Origin of the sequence: Bradyrhizobium sp. LA6.1 (assembly GCF_040547805.1) — a bacterium.
Classification (GTDB): domain Bacteria; phylum Pseudomonadota; class Alphaproteobacteria; order Rhizobiales; family Xanthobacteraceae; genus Bradyrhizobium; species Bradyrhizobium barranii.
This window is the reverse complement of the sequence record NZ_JBEPQK010000013.1, coordinates 230,782-250,599: the sequence shown is the minus strand read 5'-3', so window position 1 is coordinate 250,599 and position 19,818 is coordinate 230,782. Positions and strand designations below refer to the sequence as shown.

Annotated in this window: 20 protein-coding genes; 8 read left to right on the top strand and 12 right to left on the bottom strand. The window is 59.8% G+C overall.

Translation table 11 applies throughout. From position 1 onward, the window contains the following. Position 1 precedes the first annotated feature (1 nt). The 6 genes from ABIB99_RS28920 to ABIB99_RS28895 all read right to left on the bottom strand — a co-directional run bounded on the left by ABIB99_RS28920 (position 2) and on the right by ABIB99_RS28895 (position 2,229). On the bottom strand, positions 2-436 hold the full coding sequence (locus ABIB99_RS28920) for a phage tail tube protein (protein WP_354178709.1): 435 nt from the start codon (positions 434-436) through the stop codon (positions 2-4). Positions 437-500: 64 nt separating this feature from the next. Continuing rightward, complete coding sequence (locus ABIB99_RS28915) at positions 501-962, bottom strand: HK97-gp10 family putative phage morphogenesis protein (protein ID WP_354178707.1); 462 nt, start codon at positions 960-962, stop codon at positions 501-503. Continuing rightward, entirely contained in the window at positions 938-1,126 is a 189-nt protein-coding gene (locus tag ABIB99_RS28910; protein ID WP_354178705.1) for a hypothetical protein, read from the bottom strand. The genes ABIB99_RS28915 and ABIB99_RS28910 overlap by 25 nt, the downstream gene beginning before the upstream one ends. Next, on the bottom strand, positions 1,126-1,527 hold the full coding sequence (locus ABIB99_RS28905) for a DUF3168 domain-containing protein (RefSeq protein WP_354178703.1): 402 nt from the start codon (positions 1,525-1,527) through the stop codon (positions 1,126-1,128). The genes ABIB99_RS28910 and ABIB99_RS28905 overlap by 1 nt, the downstream gene beginning before the upstream one ends. After that, positions 1,527-1,934 (bottom strand): hypothetical protein, encoded by a 408-nt coding sequence (locus ABIB99_RS28900; protein WP_354178701.1) that lies wholly within the window; start codon positions 1,932-1,934, stop codon positions 1,527-1,529. The genes ABIB99_RS28905 and ABIB99_RS28900 overlap by 1 nt, the downstream gene beginning before the upstream one ends. 22 nt (positions 1,935-1,956) lie before the next feature. Further along, complete coding sequence (locus ABIB99_RS28895) at positions 1,957-2,229, bottom strand: hypothetical protein (RefSeq protein WP_354178699.1); 273 nt, start codon at positions 2,227-2,229, stop codon at positions 1,957-1,959. 885 nt (positions 2,230-3,114) lie between these two features. Here ABIB99_RS28895 and ABIB99_RS28890 point away from each other — a divergent pair. From ABIB99_RS28890 to ABIB99_RS28875, 4 genes are all read left to right on the top strand, one after another. Further along, a complete protein-coding gene (locus ABIB99_RS28890; RefSeq protein ID WP_354178697.1) occupies positions 3,115-3,969 on the top strand; it encodes a helix-turn-helix domain-containing protein in 855 nt (284 codons plus the stop codon). A 144-nt stretch (positions 3,970-4,113) separates the two neighbouring features. Continuing rightward, on the top strand, positions 4,114-4,725 hold the full coding sequence (locus tag ABIB99_RS28885; RefSeq protein ID WP_354178695.1) for a hypothetical protein: 612 nt from the start codon (positions 4,114-4,116) through the stop codon (positions 4,723-4,725). 11 nt (positions 4,726-4,736) lie between these two features. Continuing rightward, a complete protein-coding gene (locus ABIB99_RS28880; protein WP_354178693.1) occupies positions 4,737-5,531 on the top strand; it encodes a hypothetical protein in 795 nt (264 codons plus the stop codon). Positions 5,532-6,225: 694 nt separating this feature from the next. Continuing rightward, on the top strand, positions 6,226-7,368 hold the full coding sequence (locus ABIB99_RS28875; protein ID WP_354178691.1) for a site-specific integrase: 1,143 nt from the start codon (positions 6,226-6,228) through the stop codon (positions 7,366-7,368). Between the two features lie 38 nt (positions 7,369-7,406). Here ABIB99_RS28875 and ABIB99_RS28870 read toward each other — a convergent pair whose 3' ends face one another. Beyond that, on the bottom strand, positions 7,407-7,808 hold the full coding sequence (locus ABIB99_RS28870; protein WP_354178689.1) for a hypothetical protein: 402 nt from the start codon (positions 7,806-7,808) through the stop codon (positions 7,407-7,409). Positions 7,809-8,352: 544 nt separating this feature from the next. Between ABIB99_RS28870 and ABIB99_RS28865 the strand changes: the two genes are divergently transcribed. Next, the gene (locus ABIB99_RS28865; RefSeq protein ID WP_354178687.1) at positions 8,353-9,171 is read left to right on the top strand and encodes a hypothetical protein; all 819 of its coding nucleotides are present in this window, start codon (positions 8,353-8,355) and stop codon (positions 9,169-9,171) included. Between the two features lie 116 nt (positions 9,172-9,287). Next, positions 9,288-9,830 (top strand): YjaZ family protein, encoded by a 543-nt coding sequence (locus tag ABIB99_RS28860; RefSeq protein WP_354178685.1) that lies wholly within the window; start codon positions 9,288-9,290, stop codon positions 9,828-9,830. A gap of 1,233 nt (positions 9,831-11,063) precedes the next feature. Here ABIB99_RS28860 and fabG read toward each other — a convergent pair. From fabG to ABIB99_RS28845, 3 genes are all read right to left on the bottom strand, one after another. Further along, the gene (gene fabG, locus ABIB99_RS28855; protein WP_208084844.1) at positions 11,064-11,744 is read right to left on the bottom strand and encodes a 3-oxoacyl-ACP reductase FabG; all 681 of its coding nucleotides are present in this window, start codon (positions 11,742-11,744) and stop codon (positions 11,064-11,066) included. A gap of 183 nt (positions 11,745-11,927) precedes the next feature. Then, positions 11,928-13,454: a coniferyl aldehyde dehydrogenase gene (locus ABIB99_RS28850; RefSeq protein ID WP_354178683.1), complete on the bottom strand. Its 1,527-nt coding sequence runs from the start codon at positions 13,452-13,454 to the stop codon at positions 11,928-11,930. Positions 13,455-13,848: 394 nt separating this feature from the next. Next, positions 13,849-14,745 (bottom strand): sterol desaturase family protein, encoded by an 897-nt coding sequence (locus ABIB99_RS28845; RefSeq protein ID WP_038388984.1) that lies wholly within the window; start codon positions 14,743-14,745, stop codon positions 13,849-13,851. 113 nt (positions 14,746-14,858) lie between these two features. On the opposite strand from ABIB99_RS28845, the gene ABIB99_RS28840 reads away from it, so the two are divergent. Beyond that, positions 14,859-15,764, top strand: coding sequence for a LysR family transcriptional regulator (locus ABIB99_RS28840; protein ID WP_071917142.1), 906 nt, complete (start codon positions 14,859-14,861; stop codon positions 15,762-15,764). Between the two features lie 304 nt (positions 15,765-16,068). Here ABIB99_RS28840 and ABIB99_RS28835 read toward each other — a convergent pair whose 3' ends face one another. Both ABIB99_RS28835 and ABIB99_RS28830 read right to left on the bottom strand, forming a co-directional pair. After that, entirely contained in the window at positions 16,069-16,818 is a 750-nt protein-coding gene (locus ABIB99_RS28835; protein WP_354178680.1) for a bestrophin-like domain, read from the bottom strand. Between the two features lie 33 nt (positions 16,819-16,851). Beyond that, a complete protein-coding gene (locus ABIB99_RS28830; protein WP_354178678.1) occupies positions 16,852-18,189 on the bottom strand; it encodes a TAXI family TRAP transporter solute-binding subunit in 1,338 nt (445 codons plus the stop codon). Positions 18,190-18,439: 250 nt separating this feature from the next. Here ABIB99_RS28830 and ABIB99_RS28825 point away from each other — a divergent pair, with 250 nt between their 5' ends. Further along, entirely contained in the window at positions 18,440-19,777 is a 1,338-nt protein-coding gene (locus ABIB99_RS28825; protein WP_354178676.1) for a metallophosphoesterase family protein, read from the top strand. Positions 19,778-19,818 lie beyond the last annotated feature (41 nt).

The following is a 19,818-nucleotide window of genomic DNA, read 5'->3' as shown; positions in this document are numbered from 1 at the left end:
GTTACGCCTGCACCAGCGAGGGCTTGCCGCTGACCTTGAACGTCACCGAGGCGGACATCTTGTCATCGATCGGCGCGTCGGGCTCGAAGGCCGTCAGAATGCCGGCGAACGAGAAATAGGAGCCGTCCGGGAACAAGATCTGGCGGTTCTTGCTGGCGAGCGGGCCGTCAAGGTCGAGCTCGGCCATCATCGCCGCCGCGGCCGTGCCGCCGGGAAGGAAGTTCAGCTCGAGCGAGACCTCGCCGCCGTCCTTCAGGCCCGCGATGAACTCGCGCCACGCGCCGGGACTTTCCTCGTGCGTGGCGTCAACCGTATCACGCGCGATCGCCGGCGGCGTGATGGCGGTCACCTCGGCCAGCGTGGTGAAGACTTCCGGGACTGCGCCGTTGCCGGTTTTGAACAGCGTGCCGTAACCAATGCGCGCCTGCGTGGTCATCGCGATATCTCCATGTCAGATTGTTGGCCCCCGCGACACGCCCCGGCGGGATTGGGGAAACGAATTACAGTCCGGCCGCGATCTTTGCGGCGAGTTTCGCGGCCTTCTTGGCCAGCCTCGCGCGCGCCTTTTCGATCTCGACCGCCAGACTGTCCTTGATGCCGTTGAGCACCTTCATAACGTTGCCGTCGAACGCCGGCCTGAGGTGCGGGTGCGCCGCCTGGTGCGCGTTGCCGAATTCCGTTTGGACCGACTTCGCGGCCGGGCCCGGCCCGATGTAGACCTCGACGTCGCTCTCTTTCCGGTTCAGGCTCTTCTGCCTACGGGAAAGCTTCGTGCCGATCGTGTAGGAAGCCTTCAGACCGCCCTTGCGTCGAGGAGCCAGACGCTCGCCCGTATCCCTGATCGGCTGGCCCTGCTCTTTCAGAACTCGCGCCATCACATTGCGGGCCGTCGCCTTTGGCAGCTCGGTGAGCGCCTCGTCGAGTTCGGCGAGGCCTTCTATTTTGAAAGTTTGCCGCGCCATTTTCCGCACCGCACGGTGGTGTGACGGCAGATGAAGGCTGCGGCGACCTCAGGATTAACATTGAGCGCGCCGACGTCATTGAAGAACTTCAGCGCGCCGACGTATGCGCGCCACCAGAACGGCAGCCTGACGGAAAGCGTGATGGTGACGACTGAAGCGGCCATCAAAGTTCCTCATGATGGATGAAATAGTCCCGGCTCACGCCATAAAGCTGCACGATATCATCGTACTGCTCGCGCTCATCGGCGCAGAACGCCCCCTGGATGAAGACCGAAGGATTGCCCACCGCGCCGCTGAAGCCGCTCAGGCAGTCCTTGACCTTGTTCGCGAGCGCCGTGGCGGCGTCCGCCGTCGGTGCCCAGGCGTCGATCTGCATGCGCGAGCGCGCGTACCCGGAGGCGCCTTCCATCTTGTAGTCGGTGTCGCCGGAAACGCGGGTGTAGACCACGCTCGCGACCTTCACGCCCTGCGGCAGCCGGATCGGGTAAACGTTCGTCCCGACCAGTGCTGCGACACCGGCATCGCCCAGCAAGAGAGAACGCAGCGCTGGGCGGATGTCCTTCATCAGCCCGACACGCCCGAATAGGCGAGAGCCAGGAGCATGACGGTCGTCGACTTGGCGATGCCGACGATGTGGAAATATTCACCGGTGCCGACGTCAGCGAGCGGACAGATGCCGCCGGCGGCGCCCGACAGATAATAGGTCGTGCCGCCGGTCAACGTGGCGCCGATCGTGATCTCGCCCGACTTCTGGATCTTCAACGGCTGGCCGGCAGCCGCGCCATTGAGCGCGATACCGCGCGCAGTGCGGATCAGCGCCGATGCGGCGTCTGCGTCCGCCAGTTTGTAGCTGTTGTCCGTATCGCGGTAGACGGCCTGGCCGGCGGTGATGGTGGCGCCGGCGAGGCCGTCCTCGGTGACGGCACCGGCGCCGGGAAGCACGTTTGCGGCAGTGATGGAAAGATCGGCCATTGTCGTTCCTTTCGGGGTGAATTTACGAGGTCACGTCCGCGCGTCGCTGGGTGATGATTCTGATGCCCCTGCGGCGGTCGATTTCTAGGGTGCCCAGCACGTCAAAAATTGATCGTGTCGGGATGACGTAGCTCGGGTCGACGGCCTGCTCAGCCGTCAATGCCGGATGAATGACGCGGTCCAGCGGCGACAGGTCAGCGACATCGTCGGAATAGCGAACGCGAAACTCGATGCGCTCATAGGAAACCTTCTCAGGCGTCCGGAAAGTCTCATCATCACCCTTGAGCGGCCACATGGAGGCAGGCCGACGCAGCGAAACGTTCGCCCAGGTCTCGACGGCTTAGCAAGCGCGCGGAGTTGTTCCACTTCTTCGGCGCGAAGGCGCACGCGCGCATCCGCGTACCAAACGTCTCGAACGCGACCTGGCGACCACTGGACCAGCTTCCTATGAAGCCGGTTCAGGACGCCCTTGATCGATTCGCCGGCGCCGCGAGTACCTGCGATCTCTCGCAGTAGCAGCGACGCCTCACTCACAGTCGTCTGACGCCCCATTTGTCTGACCTCCGACGCCTTGTCGGATTTTTCCGATCGCATCCGTGCCACTCCTGTTTCCAGGAGAGCACGGGGCGATCGTTACGCTTACGCTACGGACACTCTGATCGCGGACCGTTCAGTTTTGCCGACGTCGGGTCCGCGAACGTTTATTCGGCGCCGGATTTCTCCGTCGCGATCGAGGATTGTTCGGATGAAGACGAGACACCGCGCGAAACTCCCGGAGCATCGGCCTCGGGATCTTGATCAGTTGGCGGCGATTGTTCGGTTTCGAGCGTGGGACGCTGAGATGATCCAGCGTCATGGTCCGCTGTACTATCGAGCGATGCGGTACTCGGTGCATTAGGGGCAAGAGCGTTTGCCGCATCCTTGACCGCAGCCCATTTTCTTAGAGTTGGGCTGACTGTGCCCGAGCGCCATCGGCTCCAAGTCGACCGATCAATGCCGGCCGACGCGAACACGCGCACCAATGGAACTTTGGCCGCCCTCAGACGGCCTTCAATTGCGAAGAGTTGCTCGGGGATCAACATGAGACGTGCATTTAATCACGAAACATCGATGCAATGCAACTCATAAAAGTGAATTAATGCATCATATAGTGCATAAATTCTCGGTATATGGTGCGGCAATGAATTTTGATGCTGCTGCCCTCGCCTACGTCCGGTACGTCCTCGAGGAAAATAACCTCAAACCCGGTGCCCTGGCTCGAAAGGCCGGCATCTCCGCTTCCACTTTGACTCGAGCGCTGAACGATCCAGAGCATAAGTTTAAGCTCTCGATGTCAACGCTTCAGAAGATTGCTGACTTTACGGGCATAAGCCCCGCGCCTTTTCTTGATTCGAAGAGCACTGTCGACCTGACACTGACCGAGGCCCACCAGCCTGCAATTTACAAGCCAGGGGAAAGGCCCGCCCCTATGGGCCTTCACGAAGCCGGATACAATTTTACGTTCGTCATAGGGGATGTAGCGGCAGGGGTATGGATCGACCCGGCGCCATTCAACTACATGGAATATGGCCCGCTTCACCTTACACACACCATCAAATCATCCAAGGAATGCTTCGCGTATGTCGTGAGGGACGCAAGCGCCAACATGATCGCGGAGAACGGCGATATCTTGTTTTGTTTGAAGACCGACGAGGCTGATGTCGAGCGATACATCGAAGTACGCCCCGAGGCGGACTACGGCGCCGGCCCCGTGATAGTCGAGCGCCGATCAAAGGACGCTTTTAAGGTAGAGCATACGGCAAGGTTGATCCGCCGACGGCGCGATGGCGTCCCCGGCTGGGAGCTGGTCAGCGCTCATTACGAAGATCATTTCGCCGGCAAAAAAGAGCGCGGCGCCGGTAGGCCTTTGATTGAACGCGTTTTTATCGATAAATATGGCGGCAATGACGAGTTTAGAGTGGTTGGCGTAGTCCAGAATGTCATCCGAGGCGACACCACAGACGTCCTGAACTGGCTCCTATTCGATCACAAATAGTGAATTAATTCACGAAATGACTTTACGCGAACGATGAATTAATGCACGATGGTTTCGTCACTCACCACGACGGGGCCAACCGCAATGATTGCTTCACCAGACGATCGTCATCCGAACCTCGTTCTCCCCACTAGCAGCCCCGCCGTGCGGGGTCTCAAGCCGAAGAGCAATCATCTCGCGGCCCTCATCGACAAGCTCAACGCGGCTGTCGCCCAAGTCGAGAGGTGGTCGACCCTTGAGGACCGGCTGAGCGATCAATTTCGGCGGACCGCTGGCGCTGGGCCGAAGGTAAAGGGCGGCGTCACGCGCGCCTCCAAACTCATCCGCGACGGCGAGCCGGACTTGGATATGCCGGCGTCAGACTGGTTCTACCATTCGCGCGAAAGTATCGAGAAGAACCAGGCCGCCGCTCTCGCGGGCGCTGATCGAGCCGAGGACCGCGCAGAGGTCGAAGCTCGATCCGCCTCTCTGCTGGCGGACTGGGACGCTCAGGAGGCCGCCCGCGACCGGGCCAAGCCTCCCGGCCTCGCTCACGCCAAGCGGATGCTGAACAAGGCGCACCGCGCCTGGACGGCGGCCGAAGACGCAATCGTGAACTATCAACCCACCAGCCTGACCGAGGCCGTCGAACTCATGGCCTACGCCGGACGAGATGAAATGCGCAGCGTATTTTTCGCGCCCGGCGAAGGCCAGTTGAAATTCATGATGCGAAACATTGGGGACGCGATCGCCAAGTTTCATGCTCAGGCCAGATAGGAGTACGAGCAATGACTGCGATTCAAACTTCAGCAACGCCGCCTGTCTTTTTCCGGCCTAGATCTTCCAAAACTGACTTCGCAGCGCGCCCCATTTCGAGCGTGCCGCCGGTCATCGCTGCACCGCCGATCAAATATCCCGAGCCGAGCACGGCGCTGAAGAAGCAGGTCGTTTTTCATGATCTCTTCTACAAGGAAAAGATGGCGCGCAGCACTGCGCTTCTGCGCTCCGTGCGCAAGGCGCGTGCGAGCACATCAGCAGCCGTCGTGTTCGCTGATGCGCAGAAAGCATATCGAGATTTCGTAAAGGCCCAGCAACGCCTCAAGCAAAAAGAAGCCTTGTTGCCTGTCAATCAAAAGCTTCCTTATCCAAGCATTCAATTGAACCAGTCCGGTCGGGAAACCAGTTTTCCACGCGAAATCATTCGCTTCTATGACGACTGGATCAAGGATGCCCAGGCCAGCGGTCAGGGACATGCCAACATCCTCTATCTGAAGAGCCAAAAGCTCTTCAAGTTGGAACGGCTTCATCAGGAGACGAAAGCCATTCTCGAGGATCAGCGCACGTCTGGCTTGTGGGCCCTTCGTGTTGATGCCGGCGCACGCCGCTTCTTGCTCTCATCGCTTCTCTTTGAGGCTTGTTCAGTCAGACTTGCATCGCTCCAAGACTGCAAACTGGCCGCGGATTTTATTCGGCTTCTCACGCGCCTCGATCGAGCAAAGCCTGAGTACCAATATGATCTGAACCCATATCAGGTGTCTTCGCTCAGCAAACGCCTCGCGGCACGTCTGGCGAAAGGCCGATAGGATTCCGATGTCAGCTCCCCCCGTTGACATCGGATCGCAGGCGGACGCGCCGGCTCTGGCCCCGGGCCAGTCGCGTCCGCCAATCATTCGCCGCGACGTCATTAAGGAGCTCCAAGAGCTTCGCGACACGATCGCTCTTCTCACACTCAGCCTGGCTGCAGCGGAGAAGACACGCGACGCGGCTCTAACGAATGCCGCTCGATCGGCCGCTCAGGCAGACCTCTCTGAGCGCGCTCAGCACCAAGTTACGGCGCAGCGGGATCGTTGGAAGATGATTGCCGAATCTTACGAGGCTGCTAACCGATTACTTGCCGCAGGATCTCGCGCATGACCCAAGAGCCCGCCGCGCCAGCAAGTCAGGATCCGGTCCATCTCAAGCTCGACCTCTTGACCCATTCCATGATGGAGAGTCGGGCCGACCAAATTCGCGCTCGGAAGACGATCTTGCGCGCACAGTGGATCACCTGCGGGGTCGGCGTGCTGGCTGCCCTAGTCACCGCCGTAGTCGTTGTCCTATGGAAGCTACCGTGATCGATCCACCGAAAACCCTGAACGAGGCGGCAGCCTATTTTCGGGTCTCTCGCCGCTATTTCCAAGACTTCTTGCACACGCACCCATTTTACCGGACGATAGGCCGGCGGAAGCTTTTTTTCCCCGAGGACCTGGCCCGCCTCAAGGACGCGCTGTCAAAACCATGCCCCTCAGCCTCCGACCGCCGCGCAAAGGCAAGAGCCCGAACTACACGATCCGGGGCACCTACCTCGGAATCTACGTTGAACGAACTGCGGGTACTCCTGAACTGCGGGTCGCCAAGCGGATCCTCAAGGACATCAAGGACGCCATCGAGCGCGGGGACTATCGTCCCGCTCCGGAGGTAGTCGAGGCCCCGCGGCCCCCGACCTTTGCGGATGCCGCGCTCGCGTACCTCAAGGCCGGCGGCGAGGCCAAGTTTCTCAGCAAGATTATCGAGGCTACCGGCCCGCACGCACTTCGGGACATGCCACTCGCCAAAATCGATCAGATCGCGATCGACAACGCAGCCCGCGGTGTCTATCCGCTCGCCCCGGCCACCACGCTCAACCGGCAATTTCACACGCCCGTTTCGGCCGTACTGAAGCACGCCGGCATTGAGCGCAAGATCCGCCGGCCGAAAGGCTGGCGCGGAAGCAAAGCGACCGAGTGGCTCGAGCCGGATCAGGCGTTTGCAGTGATACGCGAAGCCTACATTATCGAGCCGGAGTTTGGACTGTTCTGCCTGACCCTGCTCTACACCGGCATGCGGCTAGGTGATGCCACCGAGGAAGCCCTGCTCCGCGGCGTCCGGCTCGACCAGGCGCTGCTCTATCTCGGTGCCACAAAGAACAGCGAGCCCCGCCCGGTGCATCTGCCGCCGATCGTGGTGGAAGCTTTCCGGAAACAGCCCCCGCGTCCTGTGAGGCCGCGCAAGGCCTCGGGAGTGGTGTTGGCGAATGGTGCTGCCGGCCGCGACAGAGCGGGCGCTGGCGTGCCCTTCCTTGAGCGTCAACCAGACGAGAAGCTCTTTCGTTTCTGCAAGGGCGGCCGGCTCTACAAGATGCTCTACCTGGCGCTGGACCGGGCCGGCGTAGTTCTGCCCAAGCGCATGCGCGGCTTCCACATCTTCTGCCACACCTACGGCACCTGGATGCACCGCTATGGTGGGCTCGATACCTACGGCCTGACGCGAACCGGCCGCTGGAAGGACCCGGACTCGGCGGACCGGTACAAGCACACCAAGGCGAGCGCGGAAGCCCGGCGCGCGGATCTGCTGCCAGTCCCGTCTATGCCAAAGAAGCTGGCGCAGATCACTGGCAAGTGATCCCGAGCTGTGGGGATAACCGGCGTAATCTCCCCCAGTTATTCGTCGCCCCTGCGCTTCCGGAATTGGATCACGCGCGCCGAACCCAATGGGCGCGGTCGCGGCTCCGTCCGCGGCGGACTTGGGGGGTCCTCGTCAAACGGCGTCCATTCGACTTTCTCGAGCCCGTAGGTGATGTACCACCAGCGCTCGGAGAGCGAGGCGCCATTCCATGGAAACTCCTCGACTGGCGATGCGTCATCCTCGGGATCGCCAGCGTCCAGTGGCACCGGTTTTGAAGGGCTCTCCCACATCACGCCGCCGTTGGGGAGTTCGACGTACTCGCATCCCGGCGCATCGGTGCATTCGTCCACTACGAACTCGAGGTCATCCTCGTCGTCGGCGACGAATATCCCGACTAGGTCGCGGGTTTCTGTAATGCGAACCAGGTAGGCAGGCATGCTGGATCCTCCAACGCGTGAGCATGCCCCTCCGCAGCAGGCGTGCCAAGCGGCGCGGACGCCGACGCCTTCGCAAAGGGCGCAATGACTTCGACTCGTTTCGCTCGGGAGGACGTTCATGGAGTGTGGGATTGACCCCAGGACTCTAGAAAAGCCGCTCTGGAAAGCGTATATTCTAGCTTGGTCGCTGGCCCGGGGTGCGCATATTCGGTGGTTTCCCAGCTTGTAGGGGCGGGCGTCCTACCGTTAGACGATCCCTGAACTTCTAGAGCCGATTAGGGGCCGCTACCTTTCCTTCACGGGGAGCCGGGTAGCGGCCCTTTCCTATTGTGTCACAGCCTCAACGCCGGTCGGGATTACGCTGAAGCTCTGGCCATGTTGTCATACTTGCCTCCGCGAATTTGCCGCAGAATACACGCCCCGCTGGCCGGTTCAAGTCCAATCAGAGAAAATCAGACATAAAAAATTTTATCAGACATCAGACATGATGTCTTGTCGATCTCTGAGCGGCTTGCTATAAGGCCTCCAGACTAAGGAGGTCCGGATGACCGATTTGGACGACGACACGGAGCGCTCGCGCAAGGAGCGTAGCCCCTCATTCCCTTTTATTTCGCTTTCTAAGGCGGTTGACCGGGCTCGCACCTTTTATGATGCCCATCGCCGGAACTCGGCTCGTCTTGCCACGATAGCCGAAACGTGGGGCTATGCGCCTGCCAGTAGCGGACTTCAGCAGACTGTTGCGGCCCTTAAGTCCTATGGGCTCCTCGAAGACGTTGGCAGGGGGCAAGATCGGAGAATTCAGCTTTCTGATCTTGCTCACCGTATCTTGCATGATACTCGCCCCGGCGCGAAGGAATCCTCCATTCGGGAGGCTTCGTTGCGTCCTCGTTTGTTTGCAGAATATGCCGAAAAATGGCTTCCAAATCGGCCGAGTGACAATCATTGCCTTAGCGAGCTTCATTTGGATCGCGGCTTTACGCAAGCGGCAGCCCAGATGTTCTTGCGTGGATTCGATGAAACGGTTACCTTCGCTAATCTAAAAAATGAAGACAGTCTGTCTTCTAGTCTTGAAGAAGGCGAAATGGTGTCGCATGGAAATCCTGAAGGGGATTCGCCGCCAATGACGGGGCTTTCGGCCACGGGGGCGGGCCGATACTCCTCGCGACCACAGAGGTTCGCGGGAGGGGGGCTGCCCGTGGAGCCACTGGTTCCTCGCGCGACACTCCCCCTCCCTGAGGGAACGGTAGCACTGGAGATTCCAAGGGGGATTTCTGGCAAAAGCCACGCAGCCTTAAAGTCTTGGCTTGAGCTTATGGTGGCACTTGCTGAGCCGACTCCGGAGGAGCCGGAATCCAAACCATAATGAAATAGGCCGCCCAACTGAGGCGGCCTCAAGTTCTAACGAACAGTTAATAGACTCGCTTCATTCTTTCCTAAAGGTAGTGATGTGCGCGGCCTGCTAGTTTCAGGGGTGTTTTCTTGTCGGGTTTTGGGAAGAAGAGAATTGCGGGGGTCGATTACGATCTAGACCACTTGGACCCGTTCACGATGGAAGTGAAGGCCAAGGAGGATGGCGCGCCGCCATATACTGTTCGTGTCAGCTTTGGCTTTCATTGCTTCACCCGAGAAATTACCCCAGAGGATAGCCCTGACCTTCACATGGTTGATGGTAGGGAGAAGCGATGCTTCTGCCATGAACGCTATAAGCTTTCAAAGGAGCTGGTGGACATGATCCGCTACGCTGCTGCTGGAAGGGCTTATTTTGGTGATAAGGGGAATTTCCTGATCGTCGAAATGCCTGGCGAGGGAAATGCGCCATATGTTGCATTTTTCGACGTCGAGAAGGCCAAGAAATCGGACGGGTTTGATGGCGCGATGTTCGTAACCAGCGCCCATCTGAGGCCGAAGCTGCCAGAGAAATTGCCAGCTGTTAGCTTCGTCACGGTAGTGGACTACCGCATAAATGGAAGGAAACTTACCCGGCCGCCGCCAAGGAACGTCATCGCTCAGAAAAGAAAATAGCCCCCGCAGGGGCTATTTCCGAGGGCAGAAATTCGTTCCAGAAGAACCCTCGTGCGAAATACTCACCTTACGTCCACGAACCGTGGAGCCTCCCGAAAGAGGCGGAGCCGCTGTTTTTCACCGCTATCAGCGACCGTACATACAACTAACATCGCTCATCGATAGTTTCAAGAAACTTAAAAAACAAACCGCTAGCAACCATAACAACACGCAAATTAACCAAATTCAGCCCAAAACCATCAAAACTGTACGCGTACAGCTCATCCACAACCGTACGCCAAATATGGGCAGTGAAATTAATTTCACAACTGGACTTGCAGGCACCTTCAACATTACCCCGCTAGGTAATTGGTCCATTCGCCCCTTCGGTTCCAGGTGCGGCATTTTTACCATTATATGTTACCCCTGACTTGCTCCCTTCAAATCAGGCCACCCCCAAAATCAAACTAGGCCACTGAGGTCGGAAACAGGCCAGCACCAGTTGATGAGATTGCCGATCGCCGCGGCGGGCCGTCGCGCCAGCTGGCGTGGTCAACCGGGCCTTAGTTCGCCAATTGAGTAGCGGGGAAAAGACGGGGAAATTGAGCCAGCCGGGAAATTAGCAAATTGCATCAACTACAGGTCCGGCCTTCACACGGGAGAGGTCCAAGGTTCGATCCCTTGTGCGCCCACCATCCGCCCTCCTGACCCCCTCCGCCGGTTGCAAACGATCACGCAGGCCCGACGCCTGTCGGGGCCGTCTGATCAAAAAAGTCGAAAACAACCCCATGCACAGTAGCCGACATCAGTCGGATCAATGAGCTACGCATTTTCCGAAATTCGATTGACGCGTCGGGCAAAACACCGGCATGATGGCATCATCCAAGGAGAGGCCCGCCCCCCCCGAGCGACTAACCCGCCTTGACACGCGAGAGGCCCCATGGTTCGACCCATGTGCGCCCACCATTGATCCTAGATTTCAAGAGTCGCTGAAAGCTCCCTTGCGAGGCGTGCGAACGTCCGCTTTGCCAAAAGCGGTCATTCACCCGAGGTCGGCTTTTGACCCTTTGCGGACATGCCGACCTCGGTCATCGCAGTAAGCTGGGTTGGATCTATCCTATTCACAGAACCTCGAGGACTATCATCTTTCGGTGGTCTTTGCGGGACAGGCGACTGGGACGTACATCGATATCGGCGCAGGGGCATCCGGTAGCTGAGCTGTGCTTCGGAAGCTGGTTGCGGCGCAACCCCGCTTCAGACCCGTCCGTTGACCGGCAGCAGCGCGCCGGTAACGGCGCTGGCGGCGTCACTCGCCAGGAAGAGGATGACATCGGCGAGTTCCTTTGGCGCGACCCATTCGGAAGAATCGGCCTTCGGCATGCTGGCGCGGTTTGCCGCGGTATCGATGATCGAGGGTAGCACCGCATTGACGGTGATCTTGCCTTTCAACTCGGCAGCCAGTGACTCCGTCAGCTTATGCACGCCGGCCTTCGACGCCGCATAAGGACCCATGCCGGGGCCGGCCTGCAGTGCGCCCGTCGCACCGATATTGACGATGCGGGCCGCCCGCGAGTTGAGAAGATGCGGGATCGCTGCGCGCGAAGCATTCAGCGCGGTCTCGACATTGAGAGCATGCATGCGCTGCCAAACCTTGGGATCGCCGTCGGCAATGGTCTCGAAGGCAAATCCGCCAGCAATATTGATTAGCGCGTCGATCGCGCCAAAATGCGCGGCGGCGGCATCGATCGCCTCTTTCGCCTGTGCCGCATCGGTCAGGTCGATGCGGCCGAATTCGATCCGCTGGGCTGTTGCGGCGAACTGCGACTCAGCATGATCGATACCGGCGACTCGCGCGCCGCGCGAAAGGGCTTCCTCGGCGACCACCTTGCCAAGCGCGCCCAGCGCGCCGGTGATGATAAAGACGTTACCCTTCATGGCGGTCTCCGTGCGAATGAGAATGAATCGACGCCGCAGTCACTATGGTCAGCAGAGCTTCAAAATGTGCGCCGCCCTGGCTGAGATCGACCGCGACGATACCGGGATAAAATGCCGACGACGCCCGGCATCCGCCCAGGCTTGCGGCGCATATCATTGGCGCCGATCTGCCACAGTCACGCATCACGTCTTCCACTTGATCATCGTCCGCAGGATGCTCATTGGGCGGCCGGCGTAGGGCGGCTGAAATAGCATTTGGATCGGCGAGAGAGGACCTTGATAGAAGACCGGGCGCAATTTTGAAAAGGTGTTGAACCCCTCGCGCGCGTGGTAATGGCCCATACCGCTCGCACCGATCCCACCGAATGGCAGGTCGTGCTGGCCGACGTGCAGGAGAGCTTCATTGACCGATACGCCACCCGACATCACCCGCGAGATGTAGAAGTCGCGCAGCTCGGCATCGGAGGTGAATGGATAGATTGCCAACGGTCGGTCGTGACTATTGATATAGTCGGCGACCTCCTGCCGATCTGTATAGGTCTTGATCGGCAGGATCGGGCCAAAGATCTCGCGCTGCATGACAATCATGTCGTCCGTCGGATTTAGCACGAGATGCGGTGGAAATTTGCGCTGCTTCGTGTCCGGAATCTGCCGTTCCGCAAGATTGACCAGGACTGCACCCTTTGTACGTGCATCCTCCAGGGTCGCCTGCAGCCGCGTGAACGACGGTTCATCGATGATCGACGTGTAGTCTTGACCGTTGATGTCCGGGAAGCGCTCGGCAAACAGCTTGCGGCAATGATGGACGAATTCGTCCTCACTCCCTTTGGGCAGAAACATGTAGTCGACATTCGTACAGATCTGACCGGCATTGAACATCTTCACCCAGAGAATGCGCTCTGCCGCTGTCTTGACCGGGAAGTCAGGCCCAACAATTGCAGGTGCCTTGCCGCCCAATTCAAGCGTGACAGGGGTGAGGTTGCGGGCCGCGTTTGCCATGACTGCGCGACCGGTCGCGCCGGATCCCGTGAACAGCAGATGGTCGAAGGGCAATGACGAGAATGCGGGTCCTCGTCCGCCGCCATCCTCGAAAAAGGCAAGCTTCTCGAGCGGGAAATACTTCGGCGAGACACGGATCAGGACCTCGGCGAGCGCTCTTGAATTTTCCGACATCTTGACCATCGCACGATTGCCGGCGGCTAGAATTGCGGCGAGCGGGCAGAAGCTGAGGTTAAGCGGGAAATTCCAGGGAACGATGACCCCGACGACGCCGAGCGGCTGTGGGATGACGCGGTTGCGCGCGAGCGGGTAGGTCATGAAGTCGACGTGCCTGCGCTGCGGTTTCATCCACTTTTTCAGCTTCTTTCTGGCGTCGGCGATTGTTTCCAGGACAACGAAATATTCGGCGAAAAGGGTCTCGAATTCAGACCGGTTGCCGTAGTCGGCGTTGATCGCTGCGACCAGCTCGTCCTTGTTGTCCTTCAGGAGTTGCCCGAGGGCCTTCAGGTCAGCAATGCGCTGATCGTAGGATGGCTCGGGCGCCGCCAAATAGGCCGCCCGCTGCGCGGCGAAGCAGGACTGCAGTTCGGCGGGAATGTCGACGGAACGGAAATTGACAGGCACGTTCATGATGTTCGCTTTCTCTGGGTTTCGCGTGTCCTCCAGGTGGATAACCAGGGCACGTGCTGACCGTGACCGTGTCAACTCCAAGTCAGTGCATGCTTGCGCTCGCATGGACGGAGCCCGGCCTCTCATCCATGATCCGCTTGATGGCGCGAGCGCAGCAGCCGCACTGGGCGCAGCATCCGAGGCAGGCATACACCTCGCTCATGCGGGGCCGTCGCGCTTCTTTTATGACCACTGACCGCACCTGGTGGTCGCTGAACACATTGCAAGAACAGACGATCATCGACTTCTCCTAACCAATACCAATGAGTCGGATGAAGATCGCCACAAGCGCGGTGCTCCAGCCGCAAGCACGATGGTTTCCGCTCGGCTCATCTCGGTGTGGCCAAGAGGCCGCTCGCGGACCAGATGGTTACCCATTCCAGCTCCTTCCGAGGCATCGCGAACGCTTGCTGCGGCGCCTCGACGCTACCCGCGTTCAGGTGGCCTTCTGCTTAGCTTCGGTCTGCAGGTCTGCTTCGGTGAAGCCACGGCCGCCGGGGCGGAGCGCCGAATGTTCGCGCTTTGAGTGGACGAGCGGGTAGAACATCTGCGTCGTCCAGCGCTCCGGGCCAAACAGGATGTCGTCCTGCAGGCCGACCTTGGCGGGATACTTGCGTGTGATATGCGCCGTACCGAACAGCACGTCCCAGAAGAACAGCAGGTTGCCGAAGTTGCCCTTGTAGTGGCCAATGCCATCTTCGTTGGTGAGCGCATGGTGCGCCTGGTGCGTGGCCGGCGTGGAGATGGTGCGCTCCAGCACCCACATCAGCGGATGCAGCGCGCGGATGCGGTACAGCGGCGCATCCCACGCCCAAGCGCAGTGCGCGCCCAGGATGACCGCCAACTTGATCACCAGGTACGCCGCATAGACTGGGCCGAAACCCAGGTACACCGCCACGCCGCCGATCCACAGGCCCGGCATCATCAGGTAGTAAAAGAAGTTGTTGCGGTAGGTAATGCGCACGCTCATGTAGGCCGCGCTGTGATGCGCGCGGTGCAGCGGCCACAGCAAGGGCGTGTGCGAGGCGCGGTGCCAGAGGTACTGCGTGAGGTCATCGCCGATGAGCAGCAGTCCGGCCATCGCCCACCATGGCAGGTTGGCCCAGGCGTCGTGCTGCGTCGGCATGAGCCAGCTGCACAACGCGTTGCTGCCCAGCAGTGCGATAGGCTGAGTGATGGCGATCAGGCTGACGAACATCAGCACTTCAAGCCAGGCGTCGTTGGCTGTCGCGTTGCCGCGCACGGTGGCTTGATACCGCCGGGTGACGAACTCCATGGCGGCAAAGCCTAGGATGCAGGCGCCAATTAAAAGGTACTGCAATTGCGAGCTCATATGGGACGTCTCCTGCCGCTCTCATGTTTTGAATTGTGGAACGGTCTAAGGGGTGTCGCCATATTGCGTCCAATGCATAATATTCATCGTCTTGATGCATGGAGAGCAATGCCATGAATCTGCGCCGCCTGAATCACGTTGTCGCCCTTGCCGACACTCTGCACTTCGCCCGCGCCGCCGCAGCCGCCCACCTGAGCCAGCCGGCCTTCAGCCGCAGCATCCAGGCCATCGAGAACGACCTGGGTATCCGCCTGTTCGACCGCGACGTTGGTGATGTCCGCCCCACCCGTGCCGGGGAATTCGTCATTGAGCGGGCGCGCAAGCTGCTGTTCGAGGCGCGTTGCCTGCAGCGCGACGTGGATCTTTACCGCGACAGCCAGCTCGGCGACACGGCCTTCGGCGTCGGGCCGCTGCTAACGGCCACCCTGATGCCACGCGCGCTTGTGGCGTTGCGCCGCCAGCACCCGCAGGTGGCGCTGCGCATGGAGGTCGGCAACTGGGTGCAGTTGCTGGAGAGCTTGCGCACCGAAAGCATCGAGTTCTTTGCCGCCGATGTCCGTGACATGCCTGGGGATGCCGCGCTGGACATCCAGTTGATCGGGGGGCAGCAGGCCGGCCTGTATGTGCGGGCAGGACATCCGCTGGCCGGGCGCGAGCACATGCTGCAGGACGTCTGGGCGTACGGTCTCGCCGCACCGAAGTTGCTGAGCCCCTCAAAGGTGGAGCTCGCCGCCCTGCTGGGCCTGCCTGCGGGCCAGGAGGCCGCCATTGCGCTCGAGTGCGACAACTACGGCCTGCTCAAGACGGTCGCGCTCACCACGGATACCGTTCTGGGTGCGACGAACGCGGCGGTACGGGGGGAGCTGGAATCCGGCGCACTTGTCCGGCTTGTCGTACATGGCTGGCAGTCGCCGCCGTCAAGCACGGGCATCGTGTGTTTGCGAGGGAGAACCTCGTCGCCGGCAGCCAAGGCAACCGTAGCAGCGATTGTGCGGGCAGCGGCCGAGATCAACGTCTAGGCGCCTTGTCGCACTCGACGCATCGTCCGGTGCGGATTACCGGCCTGTCCATTATGACGACTGTTTCGAAGTGATCGACCAGACGCCAGAGTCTGCTTGTGGGCCCTTAGCCGACCTCGCTAATTTCCCAAATGTCCGCTTTGCCCTCGCAAGCGGAAATCAGGCAGCCGACCGACATGGGCCAGATTCGGACATCGCAGCACAATGCGCATCTTGATCAACTCGAACAGCCGCTGCAGCAGGTCGCGACGACCACGATAGCAGTCGGGGCTCGCTCTGGCCGGCAACCTCGATCATGCGAACGTTAGGGACCGAGCGGCGTGAGGGCGCTGCGCAGTGGCGCGCTGGAAATCTGCATCAAACCCGCAAATGGCTGCCCCAGCTCCAGGACCAGGTAGATCGCCCCGGCGGCCGACAGTGCAAAAACGAACAGCGAGCCGAAAACGGTTGCGCTGGGTTTGGCAAACAGGCCGAAGCTTCCAAAGATGATGGTGAGCCAGAAAATCAGTACCACCAGGAACGGCATGGGGATCGAGTTGTTCGTCTGTGCGAACAGCGACAGGCGGGTTTGCGCAATGTCGGTGGCGATCTGTATGGCCCTGGCTTGCAGGGAGCGCTGGGAATCGTTCTGCGGCGAAAGCTGCTGAAGCTTCGCATAGAATGTTTCGCTTACGGCGCTCGCCTCGAAGGGGTTCGCCTTGGCAACCTCGGAACTTTTCTCGCGCCACATTCGATCGGCTAAAACAACGACGGCGCGCCGTAACAGATTGCGTTCGTCATTCGTCTCCGGTCCGTACTGCGCCAGCAGATTATCGAGCAGGACAACATTGCTCGTCATCTGCGTGACTTGAGTGCTCTGCGTGTCGTAGGAGCCCTTCGCCGAGGCGATCAGCAGGCCGAGGACAAGCGCGGCTATCGTCCCGATGAGGCCCGTGCCCAGCCTGACCACATCCTTGTCATCCGTGCTCAGGTGATGCCCAGGAAGGAACATACCAAGCAGGGCACCGCCTGAGATGCATAGAAACGTGATGCACGATAGCGCGATTGCATTCATGATTCACCACTGTGTTGCGAGGCGTGTCGTGACTTAGCGCTGTGTCGCCTTCGCCGCGGAGGCAACTGCGGGTCCCTTGGCGATCAATGTGCGTCGGTCGTGAATCAAGCTCTCCAGCCGGTGGGCTGCCACGTTCAATGTGGCATCATCCACCGCGCTCTCGTCTCCAGCAGCGGATTTGGCGAGCTCCGCCTTTAGAATGCGGTCGATTTCGTCTTCGATATCCGAAAGTTCAGCCTCTGTATCGACTTTCCGAATCCGGCGCGCCAGGGCGTAGAGAGAATCGAGCGGGCCTTCGGCTGCGCGGCTGCCGAGGCCCAGGAATTTCCACGCCGCCGCAAGCATGGTGGCAGCGCCACCCAGTACCATCGGCGTCAAATAGATCCAGTTGCCGTATTCATCCATGAAGCTTTGCGTGGTGCTGTTGTAGACGGCTGCCGCGCCAGGATGCAGCGGAAGGTAGGCATCCTGGTCGGTGCTGGGCGCGGTGATCTGCGCGAAAATCGGCTGCTCGCGCAGCAGATTCCTGCGCGCGCTCATGATCGCCTCCGTGAGGTCGGTTACCAGATCAGAGCCAAGCTTCCTTTGCGCAACCAGGTATAGCGAGGTCCTCAGGGTCGTCAGGTCATCTTCCGGGACCGGCGGCGATCCCCGCAGCGTGCCCTTCGGGACGTCGAAGCTTTCAAAAGCGCGCTCATTCTCTGCAATTGCCCCTGCGGACTCGATTGGGATCAGTACCGGGGTCTTTTTACGGTCGAGCTGAAAAAATCCACGAACGAGCGAGAGGTATTTTTCGGCGAGCGGGATCACGACAAGCAGGGCGCTGACTTGTTTTGACTGAATGGCTTGCCGGACATCCGTCAAGGCAAGGTTCTTGAAGACAACTTTTGCGCCCGCCAGATCGTATCCCTTGGTCAACACATCGACAATTTTGGCGTTCACTGCTCCGCCGACCACGCCAACCGTGCGTCCCTTCAGGTTGGCAATGCTGTCGATGGACGATCCCGGCGGCGCGATGATCAGTACGGCCATATGGCTGACGACGACGACGGCTTGCGCCTGCGACAAGTCGCCGACATCGCCGCGAACCACAGCGAGATCGACCTTGCCCGCGGAGAAAGCCGCAGCGGCCTCGAGCGCGGTGCCGCTGTCGATGACCTTGAGCCGGACCGGCGCGTTCGCTGAAACGAACTCGCCTGCTATCGCTGACATTGCCTTCGCTGCCTCGCCGTCGAGCGACCCGACCGCCACAGTCAGCGTTACCGGGCGGCTGTAGTACCGATAGGCAAGGAGACTTGCGCCTGCTGCAAAGGCGACGACGCCGACGAGCAGGAAAAAGCGAAGCCACAGCGGCAATTTCATCGACATCATGCTCGCCACCTGTGTGGGTTCGCCACGCCCTTGCCGCTGTATTTCTGCACACCTGCGATGCCCGCAAACGTCCGCGGCCAGAATAGCTGCCAGCCGCCGCTCTACGTGCTCGCTGCTACGGCAGATGAGGACGTTGATCTATATCAAGCTTACCCACCGCTGAAGGTCTACGGGAAACGGCCGGCAAATCGGGCTGTTTGCGCGCCCTATGCGGCGGCTCATTCCCTCTCCTCGATCAGGGGTGATCATCATGCAATCCTCTTGGCCTAACGAGCCCAGTCGTCGCCTGGTTCTAGGCGCACTCGCAGCAGTGCCCGCATTCTCCGTGCCACTCGTTGCCGGTGCCCAGACACAAACAACGCCCGCGCAAGCACCGCTTCCCGCAGCCGGCTTTTCATTCGCTGCGGTCGGCGATACCCGACCGATGATGTACCTCCCGTTGAAAGAGGGACAACCGGACCTCAGCAAGTTCTTCGTCGAGATGTTCGGATTGGTCATGCCGGAAAAGGTCGCCGAGGCCGTCGTAGCGAAGGATGTGAAGATGATCTTCGATCCGGTCACAAAGGACCTGGTCAAGGTCGTCATGCCGTTCGCATCCAAGACGGAAGTGATGACCCTGACGGTAGATAAGGGTTGGGTCACCGAGGCATCCGTTGAAGACGTGAAACTGCTTCCCGGAGTACATCGGACCATGTTCCGGCTTCAGGGCGGCGAATGGGTGACGCGCGAAATCGTCAAGGACGTTCAATCCGGTCGCGCTAAATTCGTGGTCAATAGCGGTGACGCTGTGTGGTGGGGCAATCAGGGCTTGACCGTGAGCGACAGCCCATACTGGAAGCGCGTGAACGAAACAATGTTGAAGAAACTACCCGCGCCGGATGACGAGATGCGCGCAGCCGGTCTGGATGGGCGCTTTTTCATGAGTGTGGGTAATCATGAGGTGTGGGCCGACCCAAAGATTGAGGGCGTACTTTCGGCTGTTCCGTATCTTAAAAAATTCGGCGTCACGCCGGAAAACCTGATCTACAAATTCGACTTCAAGGGCACCCGTTTCATCTATCTCTGGAGTGGCAAGTACGATTACCGCTCGCCGTCGCTGTGGGACGCTGATCGGCCAAAATATGCCGAGCAGATGACCCAGCTTCAAAAGTGGATGGACGAGGCGAAGGCCAACGGCATTCGGAAGGCGTTTATCGTCTTCCACTATCCTGTGTTTGCACGGTCAGGCTTAGGCCCGATCCCGGCTCCCGATAACCCGCACAAGGTGATTGCGTCGTATGCCAAGGACATGGAGGTGGTCGTATTGAACGGGCACGTCCACACCACGGAAATCTACGACGTAGATGGGGTAAAGTATCTGATGTTGGGCGGTGGGGGCGCAGAACAAGACCCAATCCTGCCGGGGCGAACCAGCATCAAGGTGCCCGCCGACTATCCGCGGGACCTTTACTGGAAGGGCCAGCCTCCGCAAGAGGAGTACAACTACGTGCTGGTGGACGTTGAACCCAGTCAGAAGACGAAGTTCACCCTCAATCGCTTCCGGCCGTGGTCGGCGGAGCCATTCGGGACTGAGGAACTCTTCACGTGACAGCAAGCGCGCAATAGGCCGGGAGTGAGGTTCTGGCGACA

Coding starts and splice junctions, on each gene's coding strand:
- ABIB99_RS28920 (WP_354178709.1), bottom strand. CDS start 436: ATGACCACGCAGGCGCGCATTGGTTACGGCACGCTGTTCAAAACCGGC.
- ABIB99_RS28915 (WP_354178707.1), bottom strand. CDS start 962: ATGGCGCGGCAAACTTTCAAAATAGAAGGCCTCGCCGAACTCGACGAG.
- ABIB99_RS28910 (WP_354178705.1), bottom strand. CDS start 1,126: ATGGCCGCTTCAGTCGTCACCATCACGCTTTCCGTCAGGCTGCCGTTC.
- ABIB99_RS28905 (WP_354178703.1), bottom strand. CDS start 1,527: ATGAAGGACATCCGCCCAGCGCTGCGTTCTCTCTTGCTGGGCGATGCC.
- ABIB99_RS28900 (WP_354178701.1), bottom strand. CDS start 1,934: ATGGCCGATCTTTCCATCACTGCCGCAAACGTGCTTCCCGGCGCCGGT.
- ABIB99_RS28895 (WP_354178699.1), bottom strand. CDS start 2,229: ATGTGGCCGCTCAAGGGTGATGATGAGACTTTCCGGACGCCTGAGAAG.
- ABIB99_RS28890 (WP_354178697.1), top strand. CDS start 3,115: ATGAATTTTGATGCTGCTGCCCTCGCCTACGTCCGGTACGTCCTCGAG.
- ABIB99_RS28880 (WP_354178693.1), top strand. CDS start 4,737: ATGACTGCGATTCAAACTTCAGCAACGCCGCCTGTCTTTTTCCGGCCT.
- ABIB99_RS28875 (WP_354178691.1), top strand. CDS start 6,226: ATGCCCCTCAGCCTCCGACCGCCGCGCAAAGGCAAGAGCCCGAACTAC.
- ABIB99_RS28870 (WP_354178689.1), bottom strand. CDS start 7,808: ATGCCTGCCTACCTGGTTCGCATTACAGAAACCCGCGACCTAGTCGGG.
- ABIB99_RS28865 (WP_354178687.1), top strand. CDS start 8,353: ATGACCGATTTGGACGACGACACGGAGCGCTCGCGCAAGGAGCGTAGC.
- fabG (WP_208084844.1), bottom strand. CDS start 11,744: ATGAAGGGTAACGTCTTTATCATCACCGGCGCGCTGGGCGCGCTTGGC.
- ABIB99_RS28845 (WP_038388984.1), bottom strand. CDS start 14,745: ATGAGCTCGCAATTGCAGTACCTTTTAATTGGCGCCTGCATCCTAGGC.
- ABIB99_RS28840 (WP_071917142.1), top strand. CDS start 14,859: ATGAATCTGCGCCGCCTGAATCACGTTGTCGCCCTTGCCGACACTCTG.
- ABIB99_RS28835 (WP_354178680.1), bottom strand. CDS start 16,818: ATGAATGCAATCGCGCTATCGTGCATCACGTTTCTATGCATCTCAGGC.
- ABIB99_RS28830 (WP_354178678.1), bottom strand. CDS start 18,189: ATGATGTCGATGAAATTGCCGCTGTGGCTTCGCTTTTTCCTGCTCGTC.
- ABIB99_RS28825 (WP_354178676.1), top strand. CDS start 18,440: ATGCAATCCTCTTGGCCTAACGAGCCCAGTCGTCGCCTGGTTCTAGGC.